Source organism: Paenibacillus mesophilus (assembly GCF_005938385.1).
GTDB lineage: Bacteria > Bacillota > Bacilli > Paenibacillales > NBRC-103111 > Paenibacillus_AB > Paenibacillus_AB mesophilus.
In genome coordinates this window covers 170,666-196,302 of record NZ_VCRA01000013.1, presented here as the reverse complement: position 1 = coordinate 196,302, position 25,637 = coordinate 170,666, and the positions used below count along the sequence as shown (strand labels likewise).

Annotated in this window: 14 protein-coding genes; 12 read left to right on the top strand and 2 right to left on the bottom strand. The window is 57.0% G+C overall.

Translation table 11 applies throughout. The annotated features are described in order from the left end of the window. Positions 1-31: 31 nt before the first annotated feature. From FE783_RS22680 to FE783_RS22650, 7 genes are all read left to right on the top strand, one after another. A complete protein-coding gene (locus FE783_RS22680) occupies positions 32-979 on the top strand; it encodes a 3-hydroxyacyl-CoA dehydrogenase family protein (RefSeq protein WP_138881675.1) in 948 nt (315 codons plus the stop codon). Beyond that, positions 976-2,166, top strand: a complete 1,191-nt coding sequence (locus FE783_RS22675) for an acetyl-CoA C-acyltransferase (RefSeq protein ID WP_138881674.1) — start codon at positions 976-978, stop codon at positions 2,164-2,166. Before FE783_RS22680 ends, FE783_RS22675 begins: the two co-directional genes overlap by 4 nt. Positions 2,167-3,370: 1,204 nt before the next feature. Beyond that, positions 3,371-4,720 carry an ABC transporter substrate-binding protein gene (locus FE783_RS22670; RefSeq protein WP_138881673.1) on the top strand — a complete coding sequence of 450 codons (1,350 nt, stop codon included), beginning with the start codon at positions 3,371-3,373 and terminating at the stop codon, positions 4,718-4,720. A 101-nt stretch (positions 4,721-4,821) separates the two neighbouring features. Next, positions 4,822-7,602: an FIMAH domain-containing protein gene (locus FE783_RS22665; protein WP_138881672.1), complete on the top strand. Its 2,781-nt coding sequence runs from the start codon at positions 4,822-4,824 to the stop codon at positions 7,600-7,602. Between the two features lie 35 nt (positions 7,603-7,637). Beyond that, positions 7,638-8,633 (top strand): hydroxyacid dehydrogenase, encoded by a 996-nt coding sequence (locus FE783_RS22660; RefSeq protein ID WP_158301982.1) that lies wholly within the window; start codon positions 7,638-7,640, stop codon positions 8,631-8,633. 146 nt (positions 8,634-8,779) lie between these two features. Then, entirely contained in the window at positions 8,780-10,183 is a 1,404-nt protein-coding gene (locus FE783_RS22655; RefSeq protein ID WP_138881670.1) for an extracellular solute-binding protein, read from the top strand. 290 nt (positions 10,184-10,473) lie between these two features. After that, the gene (locus FE783_RS22650; RefSeq protein WP_138881669.1) at positions 10,474-12,075 is read left to right on the top strand and encodes an extracellular solute-binding protein; all 1,602 of its coding nucleotides are present in this window, start codon (positions 10,474-10,476) and stop codon (positions 12,073-12,075) included. Between the two features lie 37 nt (positions 12,076-12,112). On the opposite strand, the gene FE783_RS22645 is transcribed toward FE783_RS22650, so the two are convergent. After that, a complete protein-coding gene (locus FE783_RS22645) occupies positions 12,113-14,380 on the bottom strand; it encodes a helix-turn-helix transcriptional regulator (RefSeq protein ID WP_158301981.1) in 2,268 nt (755 codons plus the stop codon). Between the two features lie 146 nt (positions 14,381-14,526). Here FE783_RS22645 and FE783_RS22640 point away from each other — a divergent pair, with 146 nt between their 5' ends. Genes FE783_RS22640 through FE783_RS22630 form a run of 3 tightly spaced genes read left to right on the top strand, consistent with a single transcriptional unit; the run spans position 14,527 to position 21,244 of the window. Continuing rightward, positions 14,527-15,858, top strand: coding sequence for an ABC transporter substrate-binding protein (locus FE783_RS22640; RefSeq protein ID WP_138881667.1), 1,332 nt, complete (start codon positions 14,527-14,529; stop codon positions 15,856-15,858). A 19-nt stretch (positions 15,859-15,877) separates the two neighbouring features. Further along, the gene (locus tag FE783_RS22635) at positions 15,878-19,249 is read left to right on the top strand and encodes a glycoside hydrolase family 2 TIM barrel-domain containing protein (protein ID WP_138881666.1); all 3,372 of its coding nucleotides are present in this window, start codon (positions 15,878-15,880) and stop codon (positions 19,247-19,249) included. Between the two features lie 48 nt (positions 19,250-19,297). After that, positions 19,298-21,244, top strand: a complete 1,947-nt coding sequence (locus tag FE783_RS22630) for an alpha/beta hydrolase family protein (protein WP_138881665.1) — start codon at positions 19,298-19,300, stop codon at positions 21,242-21,244. A gap of 137 nt (positions 21,245-21,381) precedes the next feature. On the opposite strand, the gene FE783_RS22625 is transcribed toward FE783_RS22630, so the two are convergent. Next, a complete protein-coding gene (locus FE783_RS22625) occupies positions 21,382-21,912 on the bottom strand; it encodes a GNAT family N-acetyltransferase (protein WP_238403204.1) in 531 nt (176 codons plus the stop codon). Positions 21,913-22,148: 236 nt separating this feature from the next. Here FE783_RS22625 and FE783_RS22620 point away from each other — a divergent pair, with 236 nt between their 5' ends. Together FE783_RS22620 and FE783_RS22615 are read left to right on the top strand one after the other, a co-directional pair. Continuing rightward, on the top strand, positions 22,149-23,204 hold the full coding sequence (locus FE783_RS22620) for an NTTRR-F1 domain (protein ID WP_158301980.1): 1,056 nt from the start codon (positions 22,149-22,151) through the stop codon (positions 23,202-23,204). A 712-nt stretch (positions 23,205-23,916) separates the two neighbouring features. Next, the gene (locus FE783_RS22615) at positions 23,917-25,536 is read left to right on the top strand and encodes an extracellular solute-binding protein (protein ID WP_138881663.1); all 1,620 of its coding nucleotides are present in this window, start codon (positions 23,917-23,919) and stop codon (positions 25,534-25,536) included. Positions 25,537-25,637 lie beyond the last annotated feature (101 nt).

The window sequence follows — 25,637 nt, the reverse complement described above, 5'->3', positions numbered from 1 at the left end:
ATGCGAATAGGCAGGGTAGGGGGGAATCAACTTGTTCCATAAAATAGCCATACTCGGAGCAGGTACGATGGGAAGCGGTTTGGCTCAGCTGTTCGCCCGCTTCGGGATACCGGTCGTGCTGTACGACCCGGATCGGCAGGCACTGGATAAGGCGCAAGAGGCGATTGCCCGCAGCAGTCGGCTGCATATCCGCGAATGGCCGAATGAAGGTGAAGCTTGGGAGAGGGTCAGTAGTTTGCTGCGGCTTACGGACGAGATGAAGGAAGCGGTGCAGGGAGCTGACCTGATCTTGGAGGCGGGACCGGAGAATATCGCGATCAAGCGGGAGATATACAAAGCGATCGCTCCGTTCCTCGGGGCCGACGCGTTGGTTGCGTCCAATACGTCCTCGCTGGCTCTGGAAGCGTTGGCTGAGGGGCAGCCGTTCGGCGAACGGTTCGTCATCGCGCATTTTTTCAATCCGGCGCTTCTCGTTCCGTTGGTGGAGATTGTGAAGCTTCCCGGCACGCGTACGGACTTGGCGGGCCGGTTGATCGACGTGCTCGTTCATTGCGGTAAAGAACCGGTAGTCTTGAAAAAAGACTGCCCCGGCTTTATCGCGAACCGGCTGCAGGCCGCGGTGCTGAGGGAAGCGTGCCATCTACTCGCGAGCGGCGTGGCGGACGCGGAGCAAATCGACCGGGCGATGAAGGAAGGGCCGGGGCTCCGGTGGGCGATCAACGGGCCGTTCGAAATTACCGACTTCGGCGGCCTGGACATTTGGGAGAAGGTGGCGGGCAATCTGTTTCCGACGCTGGACAACGGCTTGACGGCACCTGAACCGATCCGGGACAATGTGCATAACGGCAAACTCGGCGTGAAAAGCGGGAGCGGCTTTTACGATTACGGGGACGGGCACAGCCGGGTAAGCACCGTCGAACGGCGGGACCGGAATTTCATGCATCTGATCAAGCTTAAGAGGGAGCTGAAATCGACATGAGCGAGCAAGTGTATATTTTGGAGGGGGCAAGGACGCCCTTCGGCGGGTTCGGCCAATCGTTCGTGAAGCTGAACGCCACGGAGCTGGGGCTGATCAGCGCGACGGAAGCGCTGCGCCGGGCCGGTGCGGAAGCGGGCGAGATCGATCAAGTCGTATACGGCAACGTGATCCAATCCCATTCGAATGCCGCTTATACGGCCAGACATATCGCCTTGAAGGCGGGCGTTCCGATCGAGGTACCGGCGATGATCGTGAACCGGCTGTGCGGCTCGGGCATGCAGGCGATCATTTCCGCTGCGCAGAGCATCCGGCTGGGCGAGTCCGGCGTGGCGCTGGCGGGAGGCACCGAGAACATGTCCCAGTCGCCTCATGCCGATTTCGTCAGCCGCTTCGGGGGGATGAAGCTCGGCGCGATCCAGCTCGAGGATATGCTGATGAGCACGCTGACGGACAGCTATATCGGCTGCGGTATGGGCGTGACGGCGGAAAATTTGGCCGACCGGTACGGCATCACGCGGGAACAGCAGGACGAATATGCGGCGTCGAGCCATGCCCGGGCGGCTGCCGCGACGGCTGCGGGCATACTGGCGGAAGAAATCGTCCCGGTCGAAGTACAGACTCGCGGCGGGAGCACGGAGGCTAAGCAGGACGAATTGATCCGCGCGGATACATCGGCGGAGAAGCTGGCGAGGCTGAAGCCGGCCTTTCGTAAGGACGGCACCGTGACCGCCGGCAATGCGAGCGGCATCAATGACGGGGCGGCGTCACTCGTCATTGCCGGCGAAAGCTCGCTTCGGGGCAGGAAGCCGCTTGCGCGCATAGCGGCATGGGGGATCGCCGGGGTCGACCCGAACGTGATGGGACTCGGCCCTGTTCCGGCCGCCCGAATGGCGCTGAGCCGAAGCGGGCTCACCGTCGCTGATATGGACTTGGTCGAAATCAACGAAGCGTTCGCCGTCCAATATTTAGCCGTGGAGAAGGAGCTCGGGTTGGACCGCGGCAAGACGAACGTGAACGGCGGGGCGATCGCGATCGGCCATCCGGTCGGCGCGAGTGGCGCACGGGTCGCACTGACGCTGGCCTACGAGCTGAGGAGACGGAATAAGCGCTACGGACTCGCCGCGCTCTGCGTCGGCGGCGGGCAGGGAGTGGCCCTTGTGATCGAGAACGTCGGTTATCGAGGTTGAGACATTTAAATATCGGATGGAACGAAAGCTCCGGATCGTCGGCATTGCCGCATGGTCCGGGGCTTTTCCGTTTCCGCCTTTTTCATCGATTCAGAAATTTTAACTTCGCTAAAGTGTTAAATCGAAGTGCGAGTTTCTGAACCAAGAATAAGCTGCCGCTAAACCACGGATGTACATCATCGAAAAGGCTTCGATTAGAAGCTTTCCTTTTAACGTTTCAGGATGTTTAAGTTCGCTAAAGCGATAAAGTGAACAGCGACATTCTGAACCAAGAAAAACTTCCTCTAAATCGCGGTCGCTCATCCTTGAAATACGTCGATAGACGTTTTCCTTATTCGGATACTGCCCTGGAACGAACCAAACTTCACTATTACTGAACTCTATTGCGCTATTTACTTGTCAAAAGGGCGAATCCAGCGAATAACGAACTAAATGTTACTATTACTGAACTTAAGTTCGGTAATAGTTACTTCAGGTTCATTATCCTCTGAATTGCTGAGAAGTTGCGCCAAATAGCGCAAAGAGGTTCATAAATAAGCAAGTTTGGTTCATTGAAGCGAAAGGGTCTCTGGGAGTAGAGTAACTCCAGAAGTAACTCCAGAAGTAACTCCAAGAGGAAATGGTATGGGAGAGTAAAGTTTCGGTGTGAATTTGGCAGGGAAGCTCGCAAAATCACACTCGGTGTGAATATGGCAAGAAGCCTGCCAAAATCACACTAGGCCGCCTTTGAAGTCGTGTTGTGAATTCTAATCAAGACAACACGTTGGGTTTACATACCATAGGACCGTCAGGGCGTCATCCCGGACGACTTTTCTTATTGCTATCGGCTTCGTGGAAGAGTTAATTTATTTATTTACTGGTTCACTTATAATATAATAAAAACCAGAATTCAAGATGAATATTTATGTTTTTCATCGGCGCAAATGGGATCGGGCTTCGGTAATAATTAAGCACCCTAGTATATTCAATGATACAAACCTTGAAATTACAAGGTTTAATGACAAACTCACTTTATTTCATCGAGGTTTTTTTGGATTATTCATTATGAACCAGTTGACAAAATATAAAGCGCTTCCTAAAATGAAGTAGAAATTATAAAGAACCAGTATGAATCAGAACAAGTGCAATCCGTGATCTACACTCAAAAATCGAAGAGAGAGGAGGCAAGCCGCAAAGGTATCCCGATAAATCGGGCTGACCGGAAATGAAGGGGAACAGACAGAAAAATGCGAAGCTGGAGGAAAGGGCTATGGGAATGAAGGGCAGTTGGGCCGCGATGCTTGTAGCGGCGGCGGTACTGGTATCCGGATGCGGCGGCAAGGAGCAAGGAAAGCCGTCCGGGCAAGGGACCGAAGAGAAGAAAGAACCGTTTACGATGAAAATTTGGGGCGGCGGGGTGACGGCCAAAGAATTCGAGGACCGGTTTCGGGCGATGCTCACGCAGAAATTCCCGCACATTACGATTGAATATATCCAGAGCGGCAAAGGAACGACGATGCCGGAGCTTGTCGCCTCGGGCGAAGTTCCCGATATTATCCGTTTTGACGTCCCGACGATTCGAACCAACTATCTCGATTTGCAGCTCGGGCACGATTTGAGCGAGTACGTTCAATCCTACAAATACGATACGAAACGCTTCGTCAAGGTGTTCATGGATGAAGTGATTGATTCCGGGCGTTCGCAGGCGCTTTACGGCTTGCCGATCCCGCCTTACTTCCCGCAGGTGCTGTACTACAACAAAGATTTGTTCGACAAATTCGGTGTCGCTTATCCGAAGGACGGCATGTCCTGGGACGAGGTGTACGAGATCGCGAGGAAAATGAACCGGACGGAAGGCGGCGTGACGTACCGGGGCTTCAGCTCGAATCTGGTCAATACGCTGCGCGACAACCAATTCTCTCTGCCGATCCTTGACCCGGCGGCGGATAAACTGGCCGATCCGACCAAATGGCAGCAGCTGTTTGCCAACCTGAAACGGTTTTACGATCTGCCGAACAACGTCGTGGAAGCGAACAATACGGCCGAGAGCGTCGCCTTTTCCAAAGGCAATGTGGCCTTGATGCCGAACCAGCACAGCGTCTATTTGACGATACCTCCCGAGGTGAACTGGGACATCGTCTCGTATCCGACATTGCCAGGAGCGCCAAAGCTGGCGCCGCAGCGAGGACCGGCCTATTTGGGCATTTCCAATACGAGCAAGCATAAGAAGGAGTCGTTCGAAGTCATTGTGGCAATGCTTTCCGACGAGATGCAGCTCGCTGACTCCAAGAAAGGGATTCCGACAACGCTCGCCGACAAAAATATTGAGAAAGTGCTCGGAACGGAAGATCCGGTGTATCGCACCAAACATATGGCTGCGGTCAATTTCTACGAACCGACGCCTTATACGCAAAAGCGCAAGCAAGGTTTGGCCGATGTACCCGGTGCGACGCAGCAAAATCTCGTAGCCAATACGTTTATCTCGGTCGCCCAAGGCAAGACCGATATCAACACGGCGCTGCGGGAAATGGAAGAGAAGCTGCGGGCCGAGGTCGAGAAGGAGAAGAGCAAGTAAAGACAAGGCGGACAGTTGGACAAGAACGGCCTGCGGGAAGCGGATTGCGCGCCGAAACGGAATCGGCGCGGCCCACTTCATTTTGAAAGAAGGTAAAGCCCATGTTGTTCGTCAACTCAACGCTTCGGATCGTTATCGCTTGCTGGCTGTGCTTGCTGCTCTGCATCGTTTCGGCTGCCGGTACGGTTCGGATCGGCAATGCCGACTCGCCGGCCGTATCGGTCTATAACGGCGGCTTCGAGGAACCGGCTTCGGGAGGGAGCGTTCCCGGCTGGAGGCAACTATACGGTCAGGGAGTGACCGCAGCCGTCTACGGCATTTCAGATGCCGTCAAGTACGGCGGAAGCTCGAGCCTGCGCATGGATGACAGCTCAGCCTCGGCGGCGCTGGGCGTCGAGAGCGGCAAGTTTCCCGTCGTGCCAGGCACCGGCTATAACGCTTCGGCGATGTTCCTGGTGGAGCGAAGCGTGATCGCCATCTATATGCAGTTTTACAACGCGGCAGGCGTTCGGGTCGGGTTTGCCTATCAATCCGTCTCCGGCACCGGCGGTCAGTGGGTGAAGGGCGAGGCGCTCGGCGTCGCTCCGCAGGATGCGGTCGTGGGTGCGGTTATGCTGTATTCGTCGGCGGGTGGACTCGGGGCGGGATATGCGGATGACGTCCAAGTGGAGATGCGGCAAATGGGAACTTTCGAAAATTTGGGCTCTCCGCTGCTGTCGGTCATCAATAACGGAAGCGCGATCGGCACGGACGGTCAAGGCCATGACGTCATCTATTCCGTCATCAAGGGCGGGAATGACAGCACGGTATTCGTGATGATCGATCCGGTCACCGCCGAAGTGAAGAAATCGATCGGCATGCCGGGGGTGAACGGCGCATGGGCGGTCCTTGCGGCAAGCGACGGCTCCGTCTATGTCGGAACGTACCATACCGGCCGGCTGTACCGTCACGTTCCGGGAAGCAATACGCTGGATGACCTGGGACGGCTCGGCCAGGAAACGCATGTATTCGACCTGGTCGAAGGCAAGGATGGCCTCATTTATGCAGGCACTTACCCGAACGCGCACGTGTACGAATACGACCCGGCGACGTCGCAAATCCGCGATCTCGGCAAAATCGATCCGGTCGAGCATTATGTCCGCTCGCTTGCTTATAACCCGGAGACGGATACGCTTTATGCCGGCGCGGGCGGGCAGACGGCCCGACTGTACGCGATCGATCCGGCGACTGGGGCCAAGCGGGAGCTATTGGCCGGGCTGCTTCCGCAGCATTACGCCGATTACCAGTTCCCCTATTCAATGGGGTACGGGCTGGGCAAGCTGCTGGTCAAGATGAACAAGCCCGACCATTTGCTCGTGATCGACACGGCTACGGAGACGGTCGACTATTTCGACCCGGACGGCGGAATCGGGCTCGGCTCGAGCAAAGTCGTCACCATGCCGGGGGATCCGCAGCATATTTATTTCGGCGGCTACCAGCTGCGTTCGTACAATGCGGATACGGGCGCCATCGCTTCGGAGTTTGCGGATCCGGCAATGCGGGCGTTCAACTTCCAAGATGCGAAATTCGTGCAGTTGAACGATCCGGACTGGCCCGGCTATACGATGCTTGCTTCCGGCGACGGCGGACAGATCATGCGGTTTAATCCGACGACCAAGCAAACGTTGTTGCAGCGGGTCATGAATGCGGGAGCTCCGACGCTGATCCGCAGCCTCCATGGCGCCCCGGACGGCAAAGTTTATGCGGGCGCGTATATGATGGGCTTCGGCGGTTACGACCCGCAGGCGGGGACGTTTCTGCAAAACCGCGAGTTCGGCCAGGCGGAAACGATCGCGAGCATGGGCGATGACGTCTATGTGGGCATTTACGGCAACGCCCGGATTTTCCGGTACGACCCGTCCTCGCCCTGGACGTCCGGCTCCAACCCGCGCATGTTGTTCGAGCTGGTCGGCGACGGGCAGGACCGTCCGTTTGCGATTGCCGGCGTAGAATCGCTGGGCAAGCTGTATATCGGCACGGTTCCGGGGTACGGCTCGCTGAGCGGGGCTTTGACCGTATATGATACCACGACGAGACAAAGGCAAGTATTCCGGAACATCGTATCCAATCAGAGCGTCGTATCCGTCGTGTACAAGGACGGCTTCATTTACGGCGGAACGACGATATACGGAGGGCTCGGCACGAGCGGGCCGACGGAGACGAGCGGCATGCTGTTCGTGTTCGATACGGCGACCAACACGAAAGTGTTCGAGATCGCTCCGGCTCCCGGGCGGAAGGCGGTCAGCGGGCTTCTGGCCGGACCGGACGGTCTGATTTGGGGTGTGGCCGAAGACTATATATTCAAGTTCGATCCGGTTACCCGGCAAATCGTCTACAATCAGGTGAAGCTGGGACGGTATGGCGCGTCGCAGACGGTCTGGGCGGACGCCTTCCTGCAGATCGGGACGGACGGCAACGTATACGGGACGCATGTGGGCAAAAGGTTTTTCATGATCAAGCCGGACACGATGGAGTTTGTAGTCATCAAGAGCGGGGCCGGGAATTACTTGACACAAGATTTGTACGGCAATTTCTATATGTCGAACGATGCGGATCTGTGGAAATACACGCTGCCCACGGACGAGGGGACGGTCTCCGGAATCCTTGCGCGGGCCTCGCTCGCCGGTCAAATTCCGCAACCGGTTCAGGCGCAATTGGCGAGCTCCCTGCGGCAGGCCGTGCACCACCATGAAGAACGGCGCGACGATCAAGGGGTCAAGCATTTGCGCGACTTCCTCAAGCATCTCCACAACACGGCGTTCGAATCTTCCGTCAAGCCGGAAGCCAAATGGCCGTTGGACCAGCAGATCAGAACGTTGATCGCCGAGTGGGAAAAGCAGTAGAAATGCACACATACAAAGAGACGGAGTGGAGAAGCATGGGAGTTAAAATTGCCATACTGGCGGAGCCGAACATCCAGCAACGGATTTTTGACGATTCGCATTGGCGGCAGCTGGCCGACATCGGAGACGTCGCGAGAAACGATCAGCCCGGCGTCCCCCGGCCGGAGATATTGAAACGGCTGTTGGAAGGGGCCGATTATGCCATCACCTCGTGGGGCTGCCCGTCGCTTCCCCGCGACATATTGGAGGTCGCCCCGGAGCTCAAGGCGGTCATCCATGCGGCCGGAACGGTCAAGGGCATCGTCACTCCCGACTTGTGGAGCAGGGGCATCCGGGTATCGAGCGGCAATGGCCCGCTCGGGATCGGCGTGGCCGAGACGGCGCTCGGGATGACGATCGCTTCGCTCAAGGAAATGTGGCGGCTGTCGCAGGATACGCGCAACGGGAAATGGAGCGAAGGCAGAGGGCGCGTCCGGGAGCTGTACCGGGTAACGGTAGGCGTAATCGGGGCCGGCAAGGCCGGCGCGCACTACGTTCGGCTGCTGCGCAATTTCGAAGTGACGACCCTCGTATACGATCCCGTGTTGACGGCGGAACAGGCCGAGGCGATGGGGGCGGTCAAGGCGGAGCTGGAGGAGGTGCTGCGAAGGAGCGATGTCGTTTCCATTCATGCCCCGTCCATTCCGGAAACGTACAAAATGTTCAATCGCGAGCGTCTCGGCTGGATGAAGGACGATGCGATCTTGATCAATACAGCGCGCGGATCGATCGTGGACGAAGGGGCGCTGGCCGACGAATTGCGGCAAGGCCGACTATTCGCTTGCCTAGACGTGACCGATCCGGAACCGCCGGCTGCCGACCATCCTTTGCGCAGTTTGCCCAATTGCATCATAACCCCGCATCTGGCCGGCGCGGTCAACAACGGCGTAAAGCGTCTCGGGCAGTTCGCGATCGACGAGCTGCGGCGGCTGATCGCCGGAGAGCCGCTTGGGGGCGAAGTGAAGGAAGAACAGATGAGCATATTGGCTTAAAGTTTCGCCGCCGCTGTGGACTAGCGGACGCCTCAAGCTTATACACGGCTCGCCCCGAACATAGGGCGAGCCTTCGCTGTTGAAGCGGTTCGCCGCTTCCTGTATGCTAGTACATAGATTGAGACATCGGGCGGAAGGGTCATGCTATGGAAAAGTCGGAAAGAGCGAGCCGCAAAACGTTTCAGCTGCGGCTCGAAGCGATGGTGGAGACGATTCGCGGCGATATTGCAAGCGGCGTTTTGCAGAAGGGGGAGTTCCTTCCTTCGGAGAAGACGTACGCCGGCTTGTATCGATTAAGCAACAACACGGTGCGTAAAGGACTCGAAGAGCTGGTAGCCGAAGGATTAATTGAGAAAGTGCCGAGAGTCGGCAACAGAGTCGCCGGACGCGCGCGGGAAGAGACGGTCGTTCTAAGGTTCGGCTGTCACGTATCGCTGCTTCAGGAAGCGGCGATGAAGACGCTGGTGGCCGAATTCCACAAGCGGAATCCCGACATTCGCGTCGAGCTGATCGCCATGTCGCCGGAATTGAACGTTTATTCCACTGTAAAGAAACGGATTGACGAATCGTCATTGGACATCTTCACGATGAACTATAACGGCTTCGACAGCTTCAGGGAAAACGACGGGTTCGGGCAGCTGGAATCGTTCGAGCCCGATTCGCAAACATACCCTTTCCTGAACGAGGCGTTCACGCAAGAGGGGCAACTGAAGCTGCGGCCTCTCCTATTCACTCCGCTTATGCTGTGCTACAACAAAAACCATTTCCGGGAAGCCGGCTTGATGGAGCCGGACAGCGGCTGGCGGTGGGACACGCTGTTCGAGGCCGCGGACCGGCTGACCGTGGAGCGGGAGCGGTTCGGCTTTTATTTCCATTTCCCGTCCAGTAACCGATGGCCGGTATTGTTCATGCAAAACGGCCTGCGTTTCGAACGGAACGATGCTGGAGGATTTGAAACGGACGGACGAAAACTGAAGGAAAGCCTGATGGCGTGCCGGACGATTTATTTGCGGAACCGGTTCCCGTTGTTTTTGTCGGAGGAGGACAGCGACGCCGAGAAATTGTTCTTTCAAGGGAAAGTGTCGATGATCCTGACCACTTATATGGGGTTGAACCGCCACGAACGCAGTGCGGAGTTCGAGTACGATATCGCCCCGCTGCCGTATTTGAACGAGCCGAAAACGCTGCTCATGCTGGTCGGTTTGGCGATAAGCACCCATAGCAAAGAAAAGGAAAGCGCCAGACGGTTTGTCGATTATCTCGCCTCCGGCGAAGCGCAGATGCTCATACGCCGCAAGACGCTTAGCATACCAAGCCTGAAGCCCGCTGCGGAATGGACCGGGGAGGAGAGCGTGTACCGTCCGTACCGGTTTCATATGTATCGGGAAATTATCCCCACCTTCCGCACGTTCCGCGATTTGAATATGCCGATTGCGCGGCTCGAATCGTTGTACAAGGAAGCGAATTTGTATTGGTCCGGGCTGGAGACGGAAGAGGAAGCCGTCCGGCGGCTGGAACGGCTACTGGCTGCTCCGGACGACCGGAAATGAAGGCACTTATCATGCACGACAGGTGCCGGTTCCCCGATATGCCGACCGTTCGTTTATATGCGGATCGTTGGAAAAAACGACATTGCTGAGAAAATGCAACGAAAATGCGATATACAGCCGTTCCGGTGCCGGTTACATTTGATGTAGCCGGCACCGTCCGTTTGCGGCGACGAAGCCCGGCCAAGACGTTCGTGGAAAGGAGGAATGGGAGTCGCGAATCGTCCCGGGTTGTTGTACGATAAGGACATATCGAATCCGAACGAACGACTTTGCCGAGGGGGGCTTATCCGATGAGAAGGAACGGGCCGATCGCGGGAGCTGCCATCGTGTCCGCTATGGCATTGATGATAGGCGGCTGCGAGAAAGAGGCGGGCGGCGCCATTGCCGGGTCCCATCCGGCGTCGGGCGATAAGCCCGTGCTGCGGGTCGCGACCAATGACAACTACTATACCGCCAATAGCTACACGGACGATTTGCCCGTATGGCGGGAGGTCGAGAAGCGGACCGGCGTCAAAATCGTCTGGGAAGTGCTTCCAAGGGGACAGTTTGGCGACGCAATGAGGCTGAGGCTGTCGAAGGGGACGGATTTGCCGGACATCTTCTATATCCCGGAGAGCGACCCGGTGAGATTAGCGGGCAACGGTACGATCCTTCCGCTCGACGAGCTGATCTCGAAGCAGGCGCCCAACATAGCCGCCTTTTTGCGGGACAATCCGGATATCGACAAAAAGCTGCGGCTTTCGGACGGCAAGCTGTATGCGCTTGCATCGGTCGTGACCGGCGTCGCCTATACCGATCCGTACGGGCTGATGATCCGCAAAGATTGGCTCGACCGGCTCGGGCTGCGTGAGCCGACCACTTTGGACGAATGGTACACCGTCTTGAAAGCGTTTAAGGAAAACGATCCGAACGGCAACGGCCTTCCGGACGAAATTCCGCTGCTGCCGGACCTCGGCCTGAAAGGGTTGAAGCTGTTCGGAAGCGCTGTCCGGAAACATTTGTTTTACAGCGACGGTTTTTACCCGGATGCAAGCGGCAAGGTGAAGTACGAATGGCTGTCCGAGGAAACGAAGCAACTGGTGGAGTGGTGGCGCAAATTGTACGGCGAAGGGCTGCTCGCGCCCGATTTCTTGACGAAAACCACGGATTCGTTTCTGTCCGAGGTGGCGGGGGGACGCGTAGGAGCGCTTAACGGATTTTTGAATCAGCGGCCGAAATACGAGTCGGGCAATCGCCAGGCCGGCGATCCGCAAGCCGAATGGGTGATGACCGTACCGCCCGGAGGCGCGGGTCACGGCGGATTTTATGAAATATACGGCCCGGTCAGCTCGTGGTTCGGCATATCCGCCAGCAGTCCGAATCCGGAGCTCGCGATCCGGTGGCTCGATTATATCTATGCGAGCGAGGAAGGCAGCCGGCTCGTCAATTTCGGAGTGGAAGGGCTGACCTTCACGATGTCGGACGGCAAACCGAAATTTACCGATTATGCGGCCCGCAATCCCGACGGCCTGGACTTGACCCGATTGCTGCGCTCGCTCGGGGCGATGCCGACGCTGCCGTGGATTCGCGCGGATAAAGGTCCGCTGTCGCATCAGCCGCAGGCAATGCTCGATTCCGATCCGGTCGGGGCGGAGATGGCCCGCAAGGTCAGGCCCTATCTGGTCGAATCGCTTCCGCTTACGCTCCCCACTCCCGAGGAGAAGGAAACGGACGAGCTGTACGGCACTCCGCTGCGCGCTTATGTCGAGTCGACGTTGGCCCGCTACATTACCGGAGCGGAAGCAATCGACTGGGACCGGTTCGGCCGCGCCGTCGCTTCGCTCGGATTGGACCGCGTGCTTCAGGCGAGGCAGCGGCAGTATGACCGCTATAAGGGAGCGCCGTCGCCATAAGGAGGCCTAAAAGGCCGATGTATGGACTTTAATGGACCTACCCGCGGCCGTCCATATTTTGCAGCGCCGATCGGCGGTATTCCCCGGGCGTCACACCGCATATTTTCTTGAACATGCGGATGAACGAATTGACGTTCCGATAACCGATTTCCGCCGCCACTTCGCCTATGCGGATGTCCTCCTTGGAGCTGAGCAGATCCTTGGCCTTGCTCATCCTGAGCGCGTTCAAATAGTCGGTGAAGGTCATGCCGGTTTTGTCGCGGAAATAGGTGGACAAATAGCTGCGCGACATTTGCAGCCGGTCGGCGACCGATTCCAGCGACAAATCCTCGCGATAATGGGTGACGATATAGTCCAGCACGAAATCTTTGACCGGGTCGTGGCGCGCTTTCTTCTCCCGGATCAGCATGCAGCATTCCTCGATCATATGCGTGAGCAGCAGCTCCATCCGGCCGATCCCGGTGCATTTCCCGATCCGCTCGAAGGGCGAGTGCCGATCCATGAAGGGCTTCGTATCGAGCTGGTAGAAAAGCAGCGATTTCTCGATTTTCGCGGCGATTTCGCGGGCGAATAAACCGAACCGGTGGGCGCTCGCGTCCTTCTCCTCGAGGCGGCGCATGCATTTGCCGAGCAGCTCGAGCGCGCGGTCCCGTTCGCCGGCTTGCAGCTGGATCGACAGCTCCTGATCGTCCGCCGGAGCGATCAGCAGATCGGGTGCGGAAGCAGAACGCTTCGTGACGATCTCCGTTTCCGCGACCAGACGCCGATCCAGGAGCATGCGGCACGCTTCCTCATAGGCCGAGGCGAGCTCGCCGGGCCGGCACGGCTGCGGGTATACGGCTATCGTCAACAGGAACAGCTCTTGATCCCGGTCCGCAACTTCCTTCAGACGGCGGAGTACCGTCATCATGCCGTCATGGGAAGCGTCGCCGCTCAAAAGGGTCAGCACCTGGTCGTGCTCCACCTGCAAGGTGGTCGATTCGGCGAAGCTCTCGCCGAGCTGCAGGGCGATCAGCTCCCGGATATAATAGGACGCTTTCTCGCGTTCCGCGGCGGGCAGCCCGTCGAACCGGTCCGTGAACGTGATCCTGAACAAGATGAGCCGGAACGGTTTGTCGGTGTCGATCAGCTCGTTCAGGCTCTGCTGGTGCATCTTCTTCACCTTGCTTAAATACCCGTACGATTTGAGCAAGTCGTTCCTGTGATCAAGGCGGTTGCGGATTTCCCGCTCGGAACGCACGATGGCGTCGATTTGGTCGCTGATCCAGTCCAGCTCGCGGATGTTGCTCCTTGTCTGAAGCGGGGAGCCTTGCTTCTGGAAGCCGGAAATCATTTTGCGGATCGGACGGTTGAACTTGATGCTGAGCGCGACCGACAGGAGGAAGCCGATGAGAAGCGCGCCCCCCAGCACGGAAGCGAGCACCTTATTTAACCGCGATACTTGAGCGGTAATATTCGAGAACGGCACGATATTGACATAAGTGAAGCCGGTGTCGGCGCCTTTTCTGTAGAACAAGTAGTTGTCGTCCATCCTTAGCTGGCCTTCTCCGGATTGAAAGGCAAGCGAGAGCATATCCGTATCCCATAGATCGCCGTTCTGGAACAAAAGCTTGCCGGCGGGGTCCAGAATAAGGAAATGGTCATTCGGGGACACGTGGAAGCGATCGAACAACTGTCCCGCGTCGAGAAAAGAAAGGATCGCATACGATCCGGCCCGGACCGCAATCGGGAACAGCGTTCCTTTATCGGAAACGCCGTTTACGGGGACATCGGAATAAAATCGGGCAGCCGGGTACAGCCGGAATGCGGAGGCGTTGTCCGACAGTTCTTTCGCCCAGAAGTCCGCACCGTAACGGGCGCTGGCGTATTGCTTGAAGAATAGCTCCGACGTGGTGCCGGTGCCGTTTTTCTCGAGAAAGTAAGAGCGATTTGGCGCGTAGATCACGATATTGTTCAGAAATAACAGCGGATTGCCGGTCAAAGTCCGAATTTGCTCTATCGCCTGAGAAACGACGCTGTAGTCGTAGGCGTCCGCACTTTTGCCTAAGGCCGCTACCGGCCGGCTCATGCCGAGCTGCATCAGATTGAACTCGATCAGATTGAAATGCTTCTCGTAGCTTTCGACCGATTTCGCCAAGCCCAGCATATTGTAGCTCACGATATCTTGATGGACATTCGTCTTGAAGAAGGCAAACGAGAACAGGTTGAACGAAAGCAGCAGGACGATCAGCAGCAGGAAGGAAGATAGCAGTCTGACAAATAAGGAATTCCACCTGAGCGACAGCGAAAGGCCGCGTTTCATCATGAGCGTTTCCTCCTGACTTTTACGGAAATACAGTAATCGATTTCCGTTCCCTCTCATTATAAGGGTCGCGCGTTTTGCCGGTCAACGGCGGAAATAGGCCGGCCTGCAAGGTTTATAACACGACAAAACGACAAGGGGTGCCAAGTATGACAAACAAAGTATGGAAGACGGCGATCGGCTGTTTGGTCGGAGCAAGCTTGATGACGGCTTGCGGAAGCAATGCAGGCGACGGAAAGAATGGCGGCGGTGCCGCGACGGCCCCGTCCGGGGGGCAGAAGGCAAGCTCCGAGCCGGTCGAGCTCATCTTTCAGGACCAGGGAGGGGCGGGCGAGGAAGTATTCAATCAATCGTACGGCTCCTTTATCAAGAAGAAATTTCCGAATTATACGATCAAATTTATTCAGGCGACGAAAGGCTCGACGCTGCAAGACCTTATCGTGGCCGGCCAGCACGTCGACATCATCATCGCGGGCATCAACGGCATGCCGGACCCGCTGTTCGGACTCGATATGAAATTCGATATGACGGATCTTGTCAAAAAGCACGGCGTCGATCTGACCAAGTTCGAGCCAACGCTGATCGACGGAATCAAGACGATGGGCGACGGGAAATTGTATTTCCTGCCGGTGACGAATCTGGTGCAGGTGATGTTTTACAACAAAGGCATATTCGACAAGTTCGGCGTCCCCTATCCGAAGGACGGCATGACTTGGGACGAAGTGGGCGAACTGAACCGGAAAATGACCCGCAGCGAAGGCGGCGTGTCCTATATGGGGTACTCGGCTTCCCCCGCCCACATTCTCAACATGAGCCAATATTCGATGCCGCTGTACGATCCGAAGACGAAGAAGCCGGTGCTGACCGACGAGCGGTGGCGGATGGCGCTCGAGACGTATTTCCTGAACAACGCGACGGCGGGCTATAAGGAATGGGCGACGGCGAAGAAAAAGCTGCCGTATTATACGGAGATGACGTCCTCGCAGGAGCTGGCGATGATGGTATTCAACTCGCAGTTTCCGTTCGACGGCCCTCAGTACGTGAAAGATATCAATTGGGATCTCGTCTCGCTTCCCGTGCTGAAAGACAAGCCGAAGCTCGGATCGCAGGCGAATCCGAAGACGTTCGCGATCACGAAGACATCGAAAAACAAAGATGCGGCGATGGAAGTGATCAAATATATGATTTCGCCCGAAATGCAGATGAATTACTCCAAGCAAGGCTACATGACCGTTCTGAACGACGACGGCATCAAGAAAGCGATCGGCTCGGAGAGCCAGCATAAAGGGAAAAACTGGAGCGCGGTTTATTACAACAGCCTCGCCCCGATGGCCTACAAGAGCATTTATGATACGAAAATTTTGTCGTTCCTGACGCCGAACGTGCTGAAGGTCGTAACGGGCGAAACGGATCTGAACAGCGCGATCCGCAGCGCGCAGGAGCAGGCCGATAAATATTTGGAGAGCGAGATGAAGAAATAGGCGAAAGGGTGATCCGGACATGAGACGAAGCATGCTTCCGAGCATCATGCTGCGGCTTGCGCTGACATTGACGATCGGCTTGCTGACGGCGGCGCCCGCATCGGCGCTTGGCGGTTCCGCGTCAGGCTACGGGCTTGACGCCTCCCCGGGCTTGGCGCCGACGTCAGGCGGCGTGGCAAGCTCGACGTATTCCGCAAACCTGCTGGCGAATCCGGGTTTTGAGCAAACGAGCGTGAACCAGGCGACGTATTGGAGTGCGATAAGCGGCCAATGGGGCAGTACGGCGAAGCTGCTTCCTGGGGCGGCGCAAACCGGCAACTACGGCGTCTCCATCGAGACGACGACCGGCAACAAGCCGTGGATTCAGCAGACCGTTCCGGTCGAGGGGGGCGCGACCTACGAGTTCTCCACCTGGTTCAAAGGAATGGGCGTGACGGGGCAGGCCGGATTCAAATTCGAGTTTTATACGGCCGAAGGCAAGAGTGCCGCCGAGTCCGCCGCATACTTCAATACGTACCGGATTCGCGACGGCGAATGGAGGTACGGCTCCGCGACCCGGACCGCCCCGCCGGGAGCGGCTTACGTGAAATTTTATTTGCGGCTGTACGGGACCGGAACGATCTATTTCGATAATGCCGCCCTCACGATGGTGAAGCCGAAGCCGCAGGTTGCGGTTCATACGGACCAGGAATTTTATTACTCCGACGCGACGGAGATGGAAGCGACCTTGTACGTCGATCCCGAGGACGGCATCATGTCGGGCAAAAACGTGCGGCTGCGGCTTGTCGATCAAACGGCGGGCGCCTCGGTCTATCAATGGGCTCCGCTTCCGGCCGCGCAAACGGTTCCGCTCACTTTGGACCCGAGGCTCATGTCCGTCGGCCGCCCCTATGCGCTGGAGGCGTCCCTGCTGGATGCGAACGGTCAAACGCTCGGGAGGGAGGAAAAAACGCTGTACCGCTGGAACCGGCCGACCGCTCTGCCGGATGGCGGAATTGTGACGTCGGGCGGACAGCCTTTCTTTCCGGTCATAGGTTATCATGCCGAGCCCGAAGATTATCCGTATTTGTCCGCCGCGGGCATCAATACGATACAGACGAAGGCGACGGAGGACTGGAACCGGATGAAAGCCCAGCTGGACGGTGCGGCGGCGAACGGGCTGAAGGCGCTCGTCTACTTGTACCCGGGCGGGACGGTTAAAGAAAATATCGGGCTTGTCGAGAATTATGTCACCCGGTTTAAAAACCACCCGGCCGTGCTTGCCTGGTATTTGATCGACGAGCCTTCGGCGAAATGGATCGGCGCGGAGGAATTGGCTTCGTCGTATCATCTGATCCGGTCGCTCGATCCCGTCCATCCCGTCTATCTGGTAGAGGCGGACGATCAAGATTTCATCGAATCGTCGAAGGGCACAGATGTATTGGCCGTAGATCCTTATCCGCTGCACCGTCAGCCGATCTCGCTCGTTGGCGAGCATACCCGGACGGCGGTGGAACGGATGGAGGGCAAACGTCCGGTGTGGACGGTGCTGCAGACATTCCGCACCTATGCCGGCCAAGGCTTGCCGCAAGGGATGGAGCCTACCCGAAGCGAGTTTCGCAATATGGCGTATCAGGCCGTATTGGGCGGAGCGACGGGACTCGGCTATTATTCGCTGAACGATCCGGGCTGGACGCTCAGAAGTACGGCGCTGTGGAATGACTTGAAGCAGTTCCGCGAGGAATTGCAATGGATCGCCTCGCTCGTTACGGAAGGCGAGAAAACAAGGGGCGGGCACGGAGAGGATGCCGAGTGGGGATTATGGCGCCATCAATCCGATTATTACGCCATCGCTGTCAATTTGACCAAAGAGGACAAGAGCGTTGCGATTCCTTTGGGCTTTACCGGCTTTTTCTACGAACCGTTGTTCGACGGCGCGCCGGGACAGCTGGCCGGACACGGAAACGAGCTTGACGTTCTGCTGACGCCGGAGCAAGCGGCCGTCTACAAGATCACCCCGTTCGGAACCGTATTGGAAAAGGCGTCGGCAGACCTGTTGGAGGGGAAGACGTTATACGCTCATCCGTTCTGGAGCCGGCAGATAGAAGCGGCGGCCGATTTATTGGCCCAGGCCGCGGATGAATTGGGCGCTTCCGCACCCGACATGCGCGATGCGATGAATTCGGTCGCTTCGGCCGTCAGGCGGCTTCAGAAGCTGCGTGAATGGATACTGGAGAGGCCGGAAGAAATACCGGCACAAAGCAAAGAAGCACTATTGGAACTAACGGACGGAATCGGAAGCCGGGCGGAAAAGGTTATCGGCTCGCTCGCAGCGCTGGACCTGACAAGCGATACCGGATACTGGCTAACGGGAGCAACGGGCGAATTCAACGTTCTAGTACGCAACAATGGGGAGAAGGCACTGGACAATATGCGTATTCGGATAGATTATCCGGAAGCGTTCGCCTTGCCGCCCGCAGACTACGAGGTCGGCACTCTTGCGGCGAACGAGGTCTCCGAGAAGAGATTCGAATTTGTTATTCCGGGCGCTGCGGCGGTGGGCAGCTATCCTTTCCGAGCGACGGCGAGCTTCGACTATAACGGCGTGACGATCACGGCGGCCAAGCAAGCTGTACGGAATATCGAGCCGGCGCTCGTGTCGGGACTTCTCCCGGTGACACTTAAGGCGAGCGAGGGAGGGAACTACCCAATAGAATGGAGGCTGACGAACCGGACCGGCAGCGTCTTGACAATCGCGCCAGCCGTCAGTGCGGGAGGAGGAATCTCGATCAGCTTGCCGGAGACGGTAACGTTGTCCGCCTATGGCACCGCGGCCGTTCAAGGCTCGGTCTATTTGCCGGTACATCTCGCGAGCGGCTCCTACCCCGTATCCGTCTCGCCCCGCGCCGGGTCGGTCGCGTACCCCGAGGCGGTAATGGAGGTCAAGCTGGACCGCAATCTGCAATCGAATCCGGGCTTTGAAGAAGGGGCCGGCAGCTCGCCCGTCGGCTGGACATTCAACAACGCGGTGTGGGACCGCACCGTATCGCATAGCGGCCAGGCTTCCGCGCGAGTGGACCCGACCGGCACGTACAACCGGGTCTATCCGACTGACGCGGCTTCCGTTCCGATCGTGACCGGCCAGCGGTACCGGGTCGGCGCCTGGGTCAAAAACGGACTGACGTCCGGTCCGCTGCAGCTAAGAATCAGGCAAGTTTCGGCTGCTGCGGCGACGGTGAGGAACGAACCGGGGATGACGACGCCTTACGGCTCGGACTGGACCTACGTCTCCTCGACCTTTACCGCCTCCCCGGGCGCTGTCAAGGCCATGCTCTATTTCGGCGTTATGGCGGACAGCGTCGGAGGATCGGTCTGGCTGGATGATGTCGTAATCGAGAAAATCATCGAGTAGCGGGTCCGGCCGAAGGGTGATCCGAATCCGCCGAAAAGAGGGAAAGTCATGAAAGCAACCGATTTCGAGCAATACAAGCTGGCCATCTACGATGTGAAAGATCAGCTGAAGCAGCATGTTTACGGCCGATCGGCGGAAGCGTTCACCGCGGGAGACCAGGCGAGAGACGAGATTGCCGACGCCGGACAGCTTGAGCGGCGAAGAGCTTGGATAAGGAGCGAGTTTATAAAGTCGCTCGGCGGTCTTCCGCCGAGCGATACCCCGCTCCGTCCGCAAATTACAGGGACTGTGCGGGGCGACGGCTATGGGGTCGAGAAGGTGATGTTCGAGTCGCGACGGGGCCACTATGTGACGGCGAACTTGTACATACCGGACGGAATCGCCGCCCCAACCGCCGCTGTGCTGCACTTGTGCGGGCATAATCCGCTGGGCAAGCATGGGGACGTGTACCAGACCGTCTCGCAGCACCTTGTCCGCGCCGGGTTGATCGTGCTTACGATGGACCCGATCGGACAAGGGGAGCGGTTAAGCTATTACGACCGCGACACAAAGAAGATCGAAGTCGCCGCCTCCACGCGCGAGCATGAATACGCAGGCAGACAAAGCTTGCCGCTCGGCGACAATATCGCCCGCTACTTCGTCCACGATGCGATGCGAGCGGTTGATTATTTATGCACCCGCCCTGAAGTCGATCCGGCGAAAATCGGCGTAACCGGCTGTTCCGGCGGAGGGACGCAGACGAGCATGATGATGCTGTGCGATCCCCGCATCGCCGCCGCCGCCCCGGCTGCCTTTATCATGAACCGGGAGTCGTACATGAATGCGGGCCAGGCGCAGGATGCGGAGCAAATATGGCCGGGACTCACGAAGATCGGCTTCGATCACGAGGACATCCTGATGGCGATGGCGCCGCGTCCCGCCCTCGTCTTGGCGGCGGAGTACGATTTCTTCCCGATCGAAGGAACGCGCAGAACGGTGGAGAGAGCGAAGCGGTATTGGGACATGTACGGCGGGGAAGCCCGTCTCGAATATTTCGAAGACGCGTGCGTACACGGTTATTCGCCTCCTATGGCGCAAGGAGCTGCCGAATTTTTCTGTAAGCATCTGCTGGGCAGGCGGCCCGATTGTTCTTGGGAAGGGATACGGCCTATCGCACCGGAGCTGCTGTGGTGTACGGCTAGCGGGCAAGTGCGGGGCGATAGAGACGATGCGCGCGCCGTGCATGAAGAAAATGGCGATCGGCTCGCCGAGCTGGAGGCAGCCGCCTCCGCCTTGCCGGATGCGGCAAGAAAGGAACGCGCGCTTACTTGGCTGCGCGAGAGGGTATACGGCGGACGTAAGCCGTGCCCGCTCAATCCGCGCAGAGTCGCGCTCGGCAAGCCGGACGACGATATAGCCGTTGAAAGCGTGCTGTATTGGAGCCAGACGTCGCTGTTCAATCAAGGGTTCATGTTCCGATCCGCCGCAAGCGGGGAGAGCGATTCGCCGGTCACGATCGCTCTATGGGCGCGCGGTACGCGAAGCATCGAGCCGCGTCTCGACTGGATTCGGGAAACGTGCAAGACCGGCCGGGCCGTATTCGTCCTGGACGTATCGGGCGACGGGGCGGTTATGCCGAACAGCATTACGGCCCGCAGCGGGCTGCACGATTTTTTCGGCACGATCCATAAGCTTGCGATCGATCTATATTGGCTAGGCGACAGCTTGGCCGCTCTGCGGACATTCGACGTGCTGCGCGCCTTGGATATCGTCGAACTGTTAAGCGGCGGAACGAACGGCGATATCCGGCTGTATGCGGATGGACGATTCGGCTTGTACGGCCAACTGGCGGAGCTATTGGACGACCGGCTGAAGCAGGTGGAGGTTGCAAACGGCATCGGCAGCATCGCGGAGCTGGTTCGCTCGCGCCATTACGACATGCTGGACAGCGAAGGCATCATCATGCCCGGCATGCTGCGTTATTTCGATTTGCCCGATTTGCGGCGGTGGAAGTAAGAACAAGTTGGAGGAATGCGAAATTAAAGCGGCCGACGATGTCATTATCCGCGAATGGCGTGCGGCGGGAACGCCGGACAATTGGAACGTCTCGCCAATGACGGAGCGGCTTCTGCGTCAGCGCAGGCTGTTTCGCTTTACCCGAAAAAAGCGGAAGGATAGCGCAGATCGCCCTTGATTCGGCCCAGCGCGCCCGGTTCAAGCTCGGCCGCCATAAAAACCTCGTCCTGCACTTCGAACTGCTTCAGCTCCAGCCCGAAGGACCGGGCCGGCCGGAAACCGAATTTCGGATAATACGACGGGTGACCGATCAGCAGAACGAGCGGGTAGCCGAGCTTTTGGCTTCGCCGCAGCCCTTCGCGGATCAGCGCCCCGCCGATTCCTCTTTTTTGCATGGAAGGCTTGACCGCTATTGGCGCGAGCGCGATTACTTTACGGCGTACATTGCCGTCCGCCACTTCCGCTTCGCTAAGCAAAATATGGCCGACGATCGCTCCGTCTTGTACGGCGACGACGGACAGCTCGGGAATAAATGTCTCAGACGAGCGAATTCGCTCGACCAAGCGGGCTTCGTCTTCCCGGTTTCCGAACGCCTCGACGTTCAATCGGAACACTTGGTTATAATCGGACTCGGTTTCGACTCTTATGACCAGGGTTTGCTCTAACATGTTGGGGACACCTCCGCAAGGATGATCGTGTTGCACGGGCACACCTTCTAATTTTACCAAACGATGCCTTCGGGAGCTATGATACGCCGCCGCATGCATAGCAATTTGGGTACGCTTCCCCCTGGATAACACCCGCACGATCGTATTCATGCTGAATATATTGGTATATGCTTTGTCTATCTATATATCTACCGATCGGGAAAAGCAAATCGGTCAAGAGGATAGGTGAGCCCAACATGTCCTTCAACAATCTTGTTGTCAATGGCGATTTCGAGTCCGGGATGCTGGCTCCGTGGGTATCGCTGAATACGAGCATCGCTTCGACGATCAGCCACAGCGGTCTGTTCAGCGCCCGTCTGCAAGGCGGGGCGGTCGCCGCTTATATGTCGCAAATCGTACCGGTGAAGCCAGGGTCGACGTACGAGCTGCTTCTTTCGTTATCCGATTCCGGAGCGGCTCCGAATCCGCTCGTTTCGGTGTCGCTGGCTTACTACGACGCCTCCTTCAATTTTCTCGGCTTCGGCTTGACCAATTCGTTTTACGCGAATCGGCTGCCGGATAGCACGAATTCGAACTGGCTTACCTCCTATCAGTTGACGTCTACGGCGGTACCGGCGACTGCGACGCAGGCGCAGCTCTTTATCGGCAAGCAGCCGGCGGCAGGCTCTGCCGATCTGTTCGTGGACGATGTTCAGCTTCTGGAATCCACGGGTACGCCGGGAGCGACAGGAGCGACAGGAGCTACAGGAGTGACCGGCAGCACGGGCGCGACAGGTAGTACCGGAGCAACCGGAGCAACGGGAGCAACGGGAGCAACGGGAGCAACCGGGGGAACGGGAGCGACTGGCGTAACCGGACCGACAGGCTCGGGGGGAACTCGGGCGTACGGAGCATTATTTGGAGACACGATTCCTAGAGAAATCGTGGCGGGAACGCCGATACAATTTTTCGATGAAGGTCCATTCCTTAACACCGTCCCGGATGCGTCGACGGGCATGGAAAGGATCACCGTTTCGATCCCCGGCGTCTATGAGATCTCGGCGGAACTCACAGTTACAACCGAGAATCCGGGGGCTGTAGTTGTAAATATCGTTAAAAACGGCGACACCATTCTTGAGGGTTCCAGAATGAATGTAAACTTGGATACCGATATCGGGTTTACCATCCTGATGATCGGAAAAACGACTTTGGCTTCTCTGGAAACGGACGACTATATCCAGATCATCCCCGAATTCGAAGAAGAAAGTATGTTTTATTTCGATCCTACTCTAACGCTGAACCTGATAAGCTGAAGTCTGAATAAAAGGGCCCCACGTCAACGGACGCGGGGCTTTCAACTTGTATATGAAAAAAGGGATATGCCGATCGTTCGAATGACGTTTCGGTCTTGCTCTCTCTCATTATACTAGGAAATAGAAGTCTTTTGCGCCTCTTATTTCGGGGACAGCGGACGTTTTTATATAAATAAGAGATGTTTGGGACGCTTATTTGCGGCAAATGATCTACAATTGGATGAATCGGGTAAAATAAGAGCCTCAAACATCTGCTAATTCGTTCATCCGCCTCGTTTGTTCGTGGATAAGAGTCTCTAGAGACCGTTATTTGGTAAATGCCGCTGCCACCGTTGCGTGCGGTCGACCGACCGCCGTCATACTGCGGAACACCGCACGCGATGGGGGGGGGGGCGCTAGGTGCTTATTGCGTCCGGGATGCGTCAGCCGGGAAGGGTGCTTTCACCCCATGCGATCACGCGTAAATTTTGCATGTTTCACGGGCCAAGAAGCCCGGAAATGACGCCGAAATTTCTCATTTTCTACCGCTTTAGCATTTTCCACATGCGGGAAATCCCTTGTGCCGCAACGTTTCCCGGGGATCGGGGTAGAAAAGGAAGAGAAACGCGAACGAAGTGAAAACGCTTCATTTACGAGCGGCGAACGGATTTCTATACTAGGGTCTGAGCACGGAAATGGCACATTGGGAAACGATTACAAGGAGGAAACAGACATGGGTCAAGGGAAGGTCAAATCGTTATTGTTATCGCTTACCGCGTTGTCGGTAGTCGCGGCGGGTTGCGGCGGAGGTTCGGGCGATAGCAAGAGCGGAAGCGCAAGTACGAACGGCACGTCCGAAGGAACGAAAGCGCCGGCGGCAGCCGCCAACTACGGCGATACGGGAGGGCTCAAGCTTCCGCTCGTCGACAAGCCGACGACGCTTACGTGGATGCTGGTCAGCGACAACCCGAACCTGGGCGAATCGATGGTCGTGAAGGAAATCGAGAAGCGTACCGGAATCAAGCTGGATATCCAAGCGTATTCTTCGCAAACGTTTAAAGACAAAATGAAAGTAGTCGTCGCATCCGGCAAGCTCCCGGACATTTTCCACGGCTTATCGATCCCGGAAATCAACAAAATGGGTGCGCAGGGCGCGCTGACTCCGATCAATTCGTATTTGAACGAGCTTCCGAACTTCAAGAAGCTGTATGTAGACAATTCGGAGAACAACTGGGTCATGAAATCGTGGTCGGACGACAAAAACAATTTGTACTCGTGGCCGATCTACGGACTGAACCGCGACGTCAACCACGGCTTCCTGTACCGGAAAGACATATTCGACAAGCACGGCATTAAAGAATGGACGAATACGGACGAGTTCTACGCGGCGCTCAAAAAGCTGAAGGAAGCTTATCCGCAATCGTTCCCGTACGCGTCCAAAACGAAGGAAAACATTTTCAAGGATTGGGCTTACGGTTGGGGGATCGGCGGAGCGGATTATCCGGCTTACTACGACGAGAAGGCGAAGACGTGGAAGCAAGTGTACACGTCGGCGGAATACAAAGCCCAGCTCGACTTCATGAAGAAGCTGTATGACGAAGGGCTGATGGACCCCGAATTTATTACCGATACGGACGCTTCCTGGACGGCGAAAATGACGACGAACAACAAATCGTTCGTAACGTTCGACTGGATCGGTCGACTCGACTCGTTCGCGAACCAAGTGAAGTCGCAAGTTCCGGACTACAACCTGCGCTATGCCAATCCGGTCGGACCTACGGGCAATATCCGGACGCTGCCGAAAATTTCGAACTTCGGTACGGTCGTGCCGAACGGCAAAAACAAAGAAATCGCGCTCAAGCTGCTCGACTATTTGACCAGCCCGTCCGGCTCCTCGCTCGTTACGATGGGCATCGAAGGCGAAACGTTCAAGATGGAGAACGGCAAGCCAGTTTATCCCGAGCTGAAAGACGTAGCGAACGTGGACATCAAAGCGCTGGAAACGAAATACGGCATGTGGCTGGAAGGCATGTATTTCCGTCCCGACAAACGCAGCGTATACTTCAACTTCACAGAGAAAGAGAAAGAAGCCCAAGATAAGATCAACAACGCGAAAAAATTCGAGCCGGCCGACCCGGTTCTGAAATTTACGGATGACGAGACGAAAACGATCGCCGACCTGAGAACCGCGCTCGATAAAGCGGCCAACGAATTCGCCACGAAGTATGTGATGAAGAAGGAATTCGGCCAGGCGCAATGGACCGAATGGGTGCAAAACGCCGAGAAGCTTGGCGCGAGCAAGTTTATCGACGCCTACAACGCCGCACAAAAACGGTACGATCAGCTGAAGTAATGGATATCCGTGCGAACAGCGCGGAATAGAACGAATATCGTTTCGGTACTCGGCACCCGGGCGGGAAACTCCCGGGTGTCCTTCATAACCGAATGCTTACG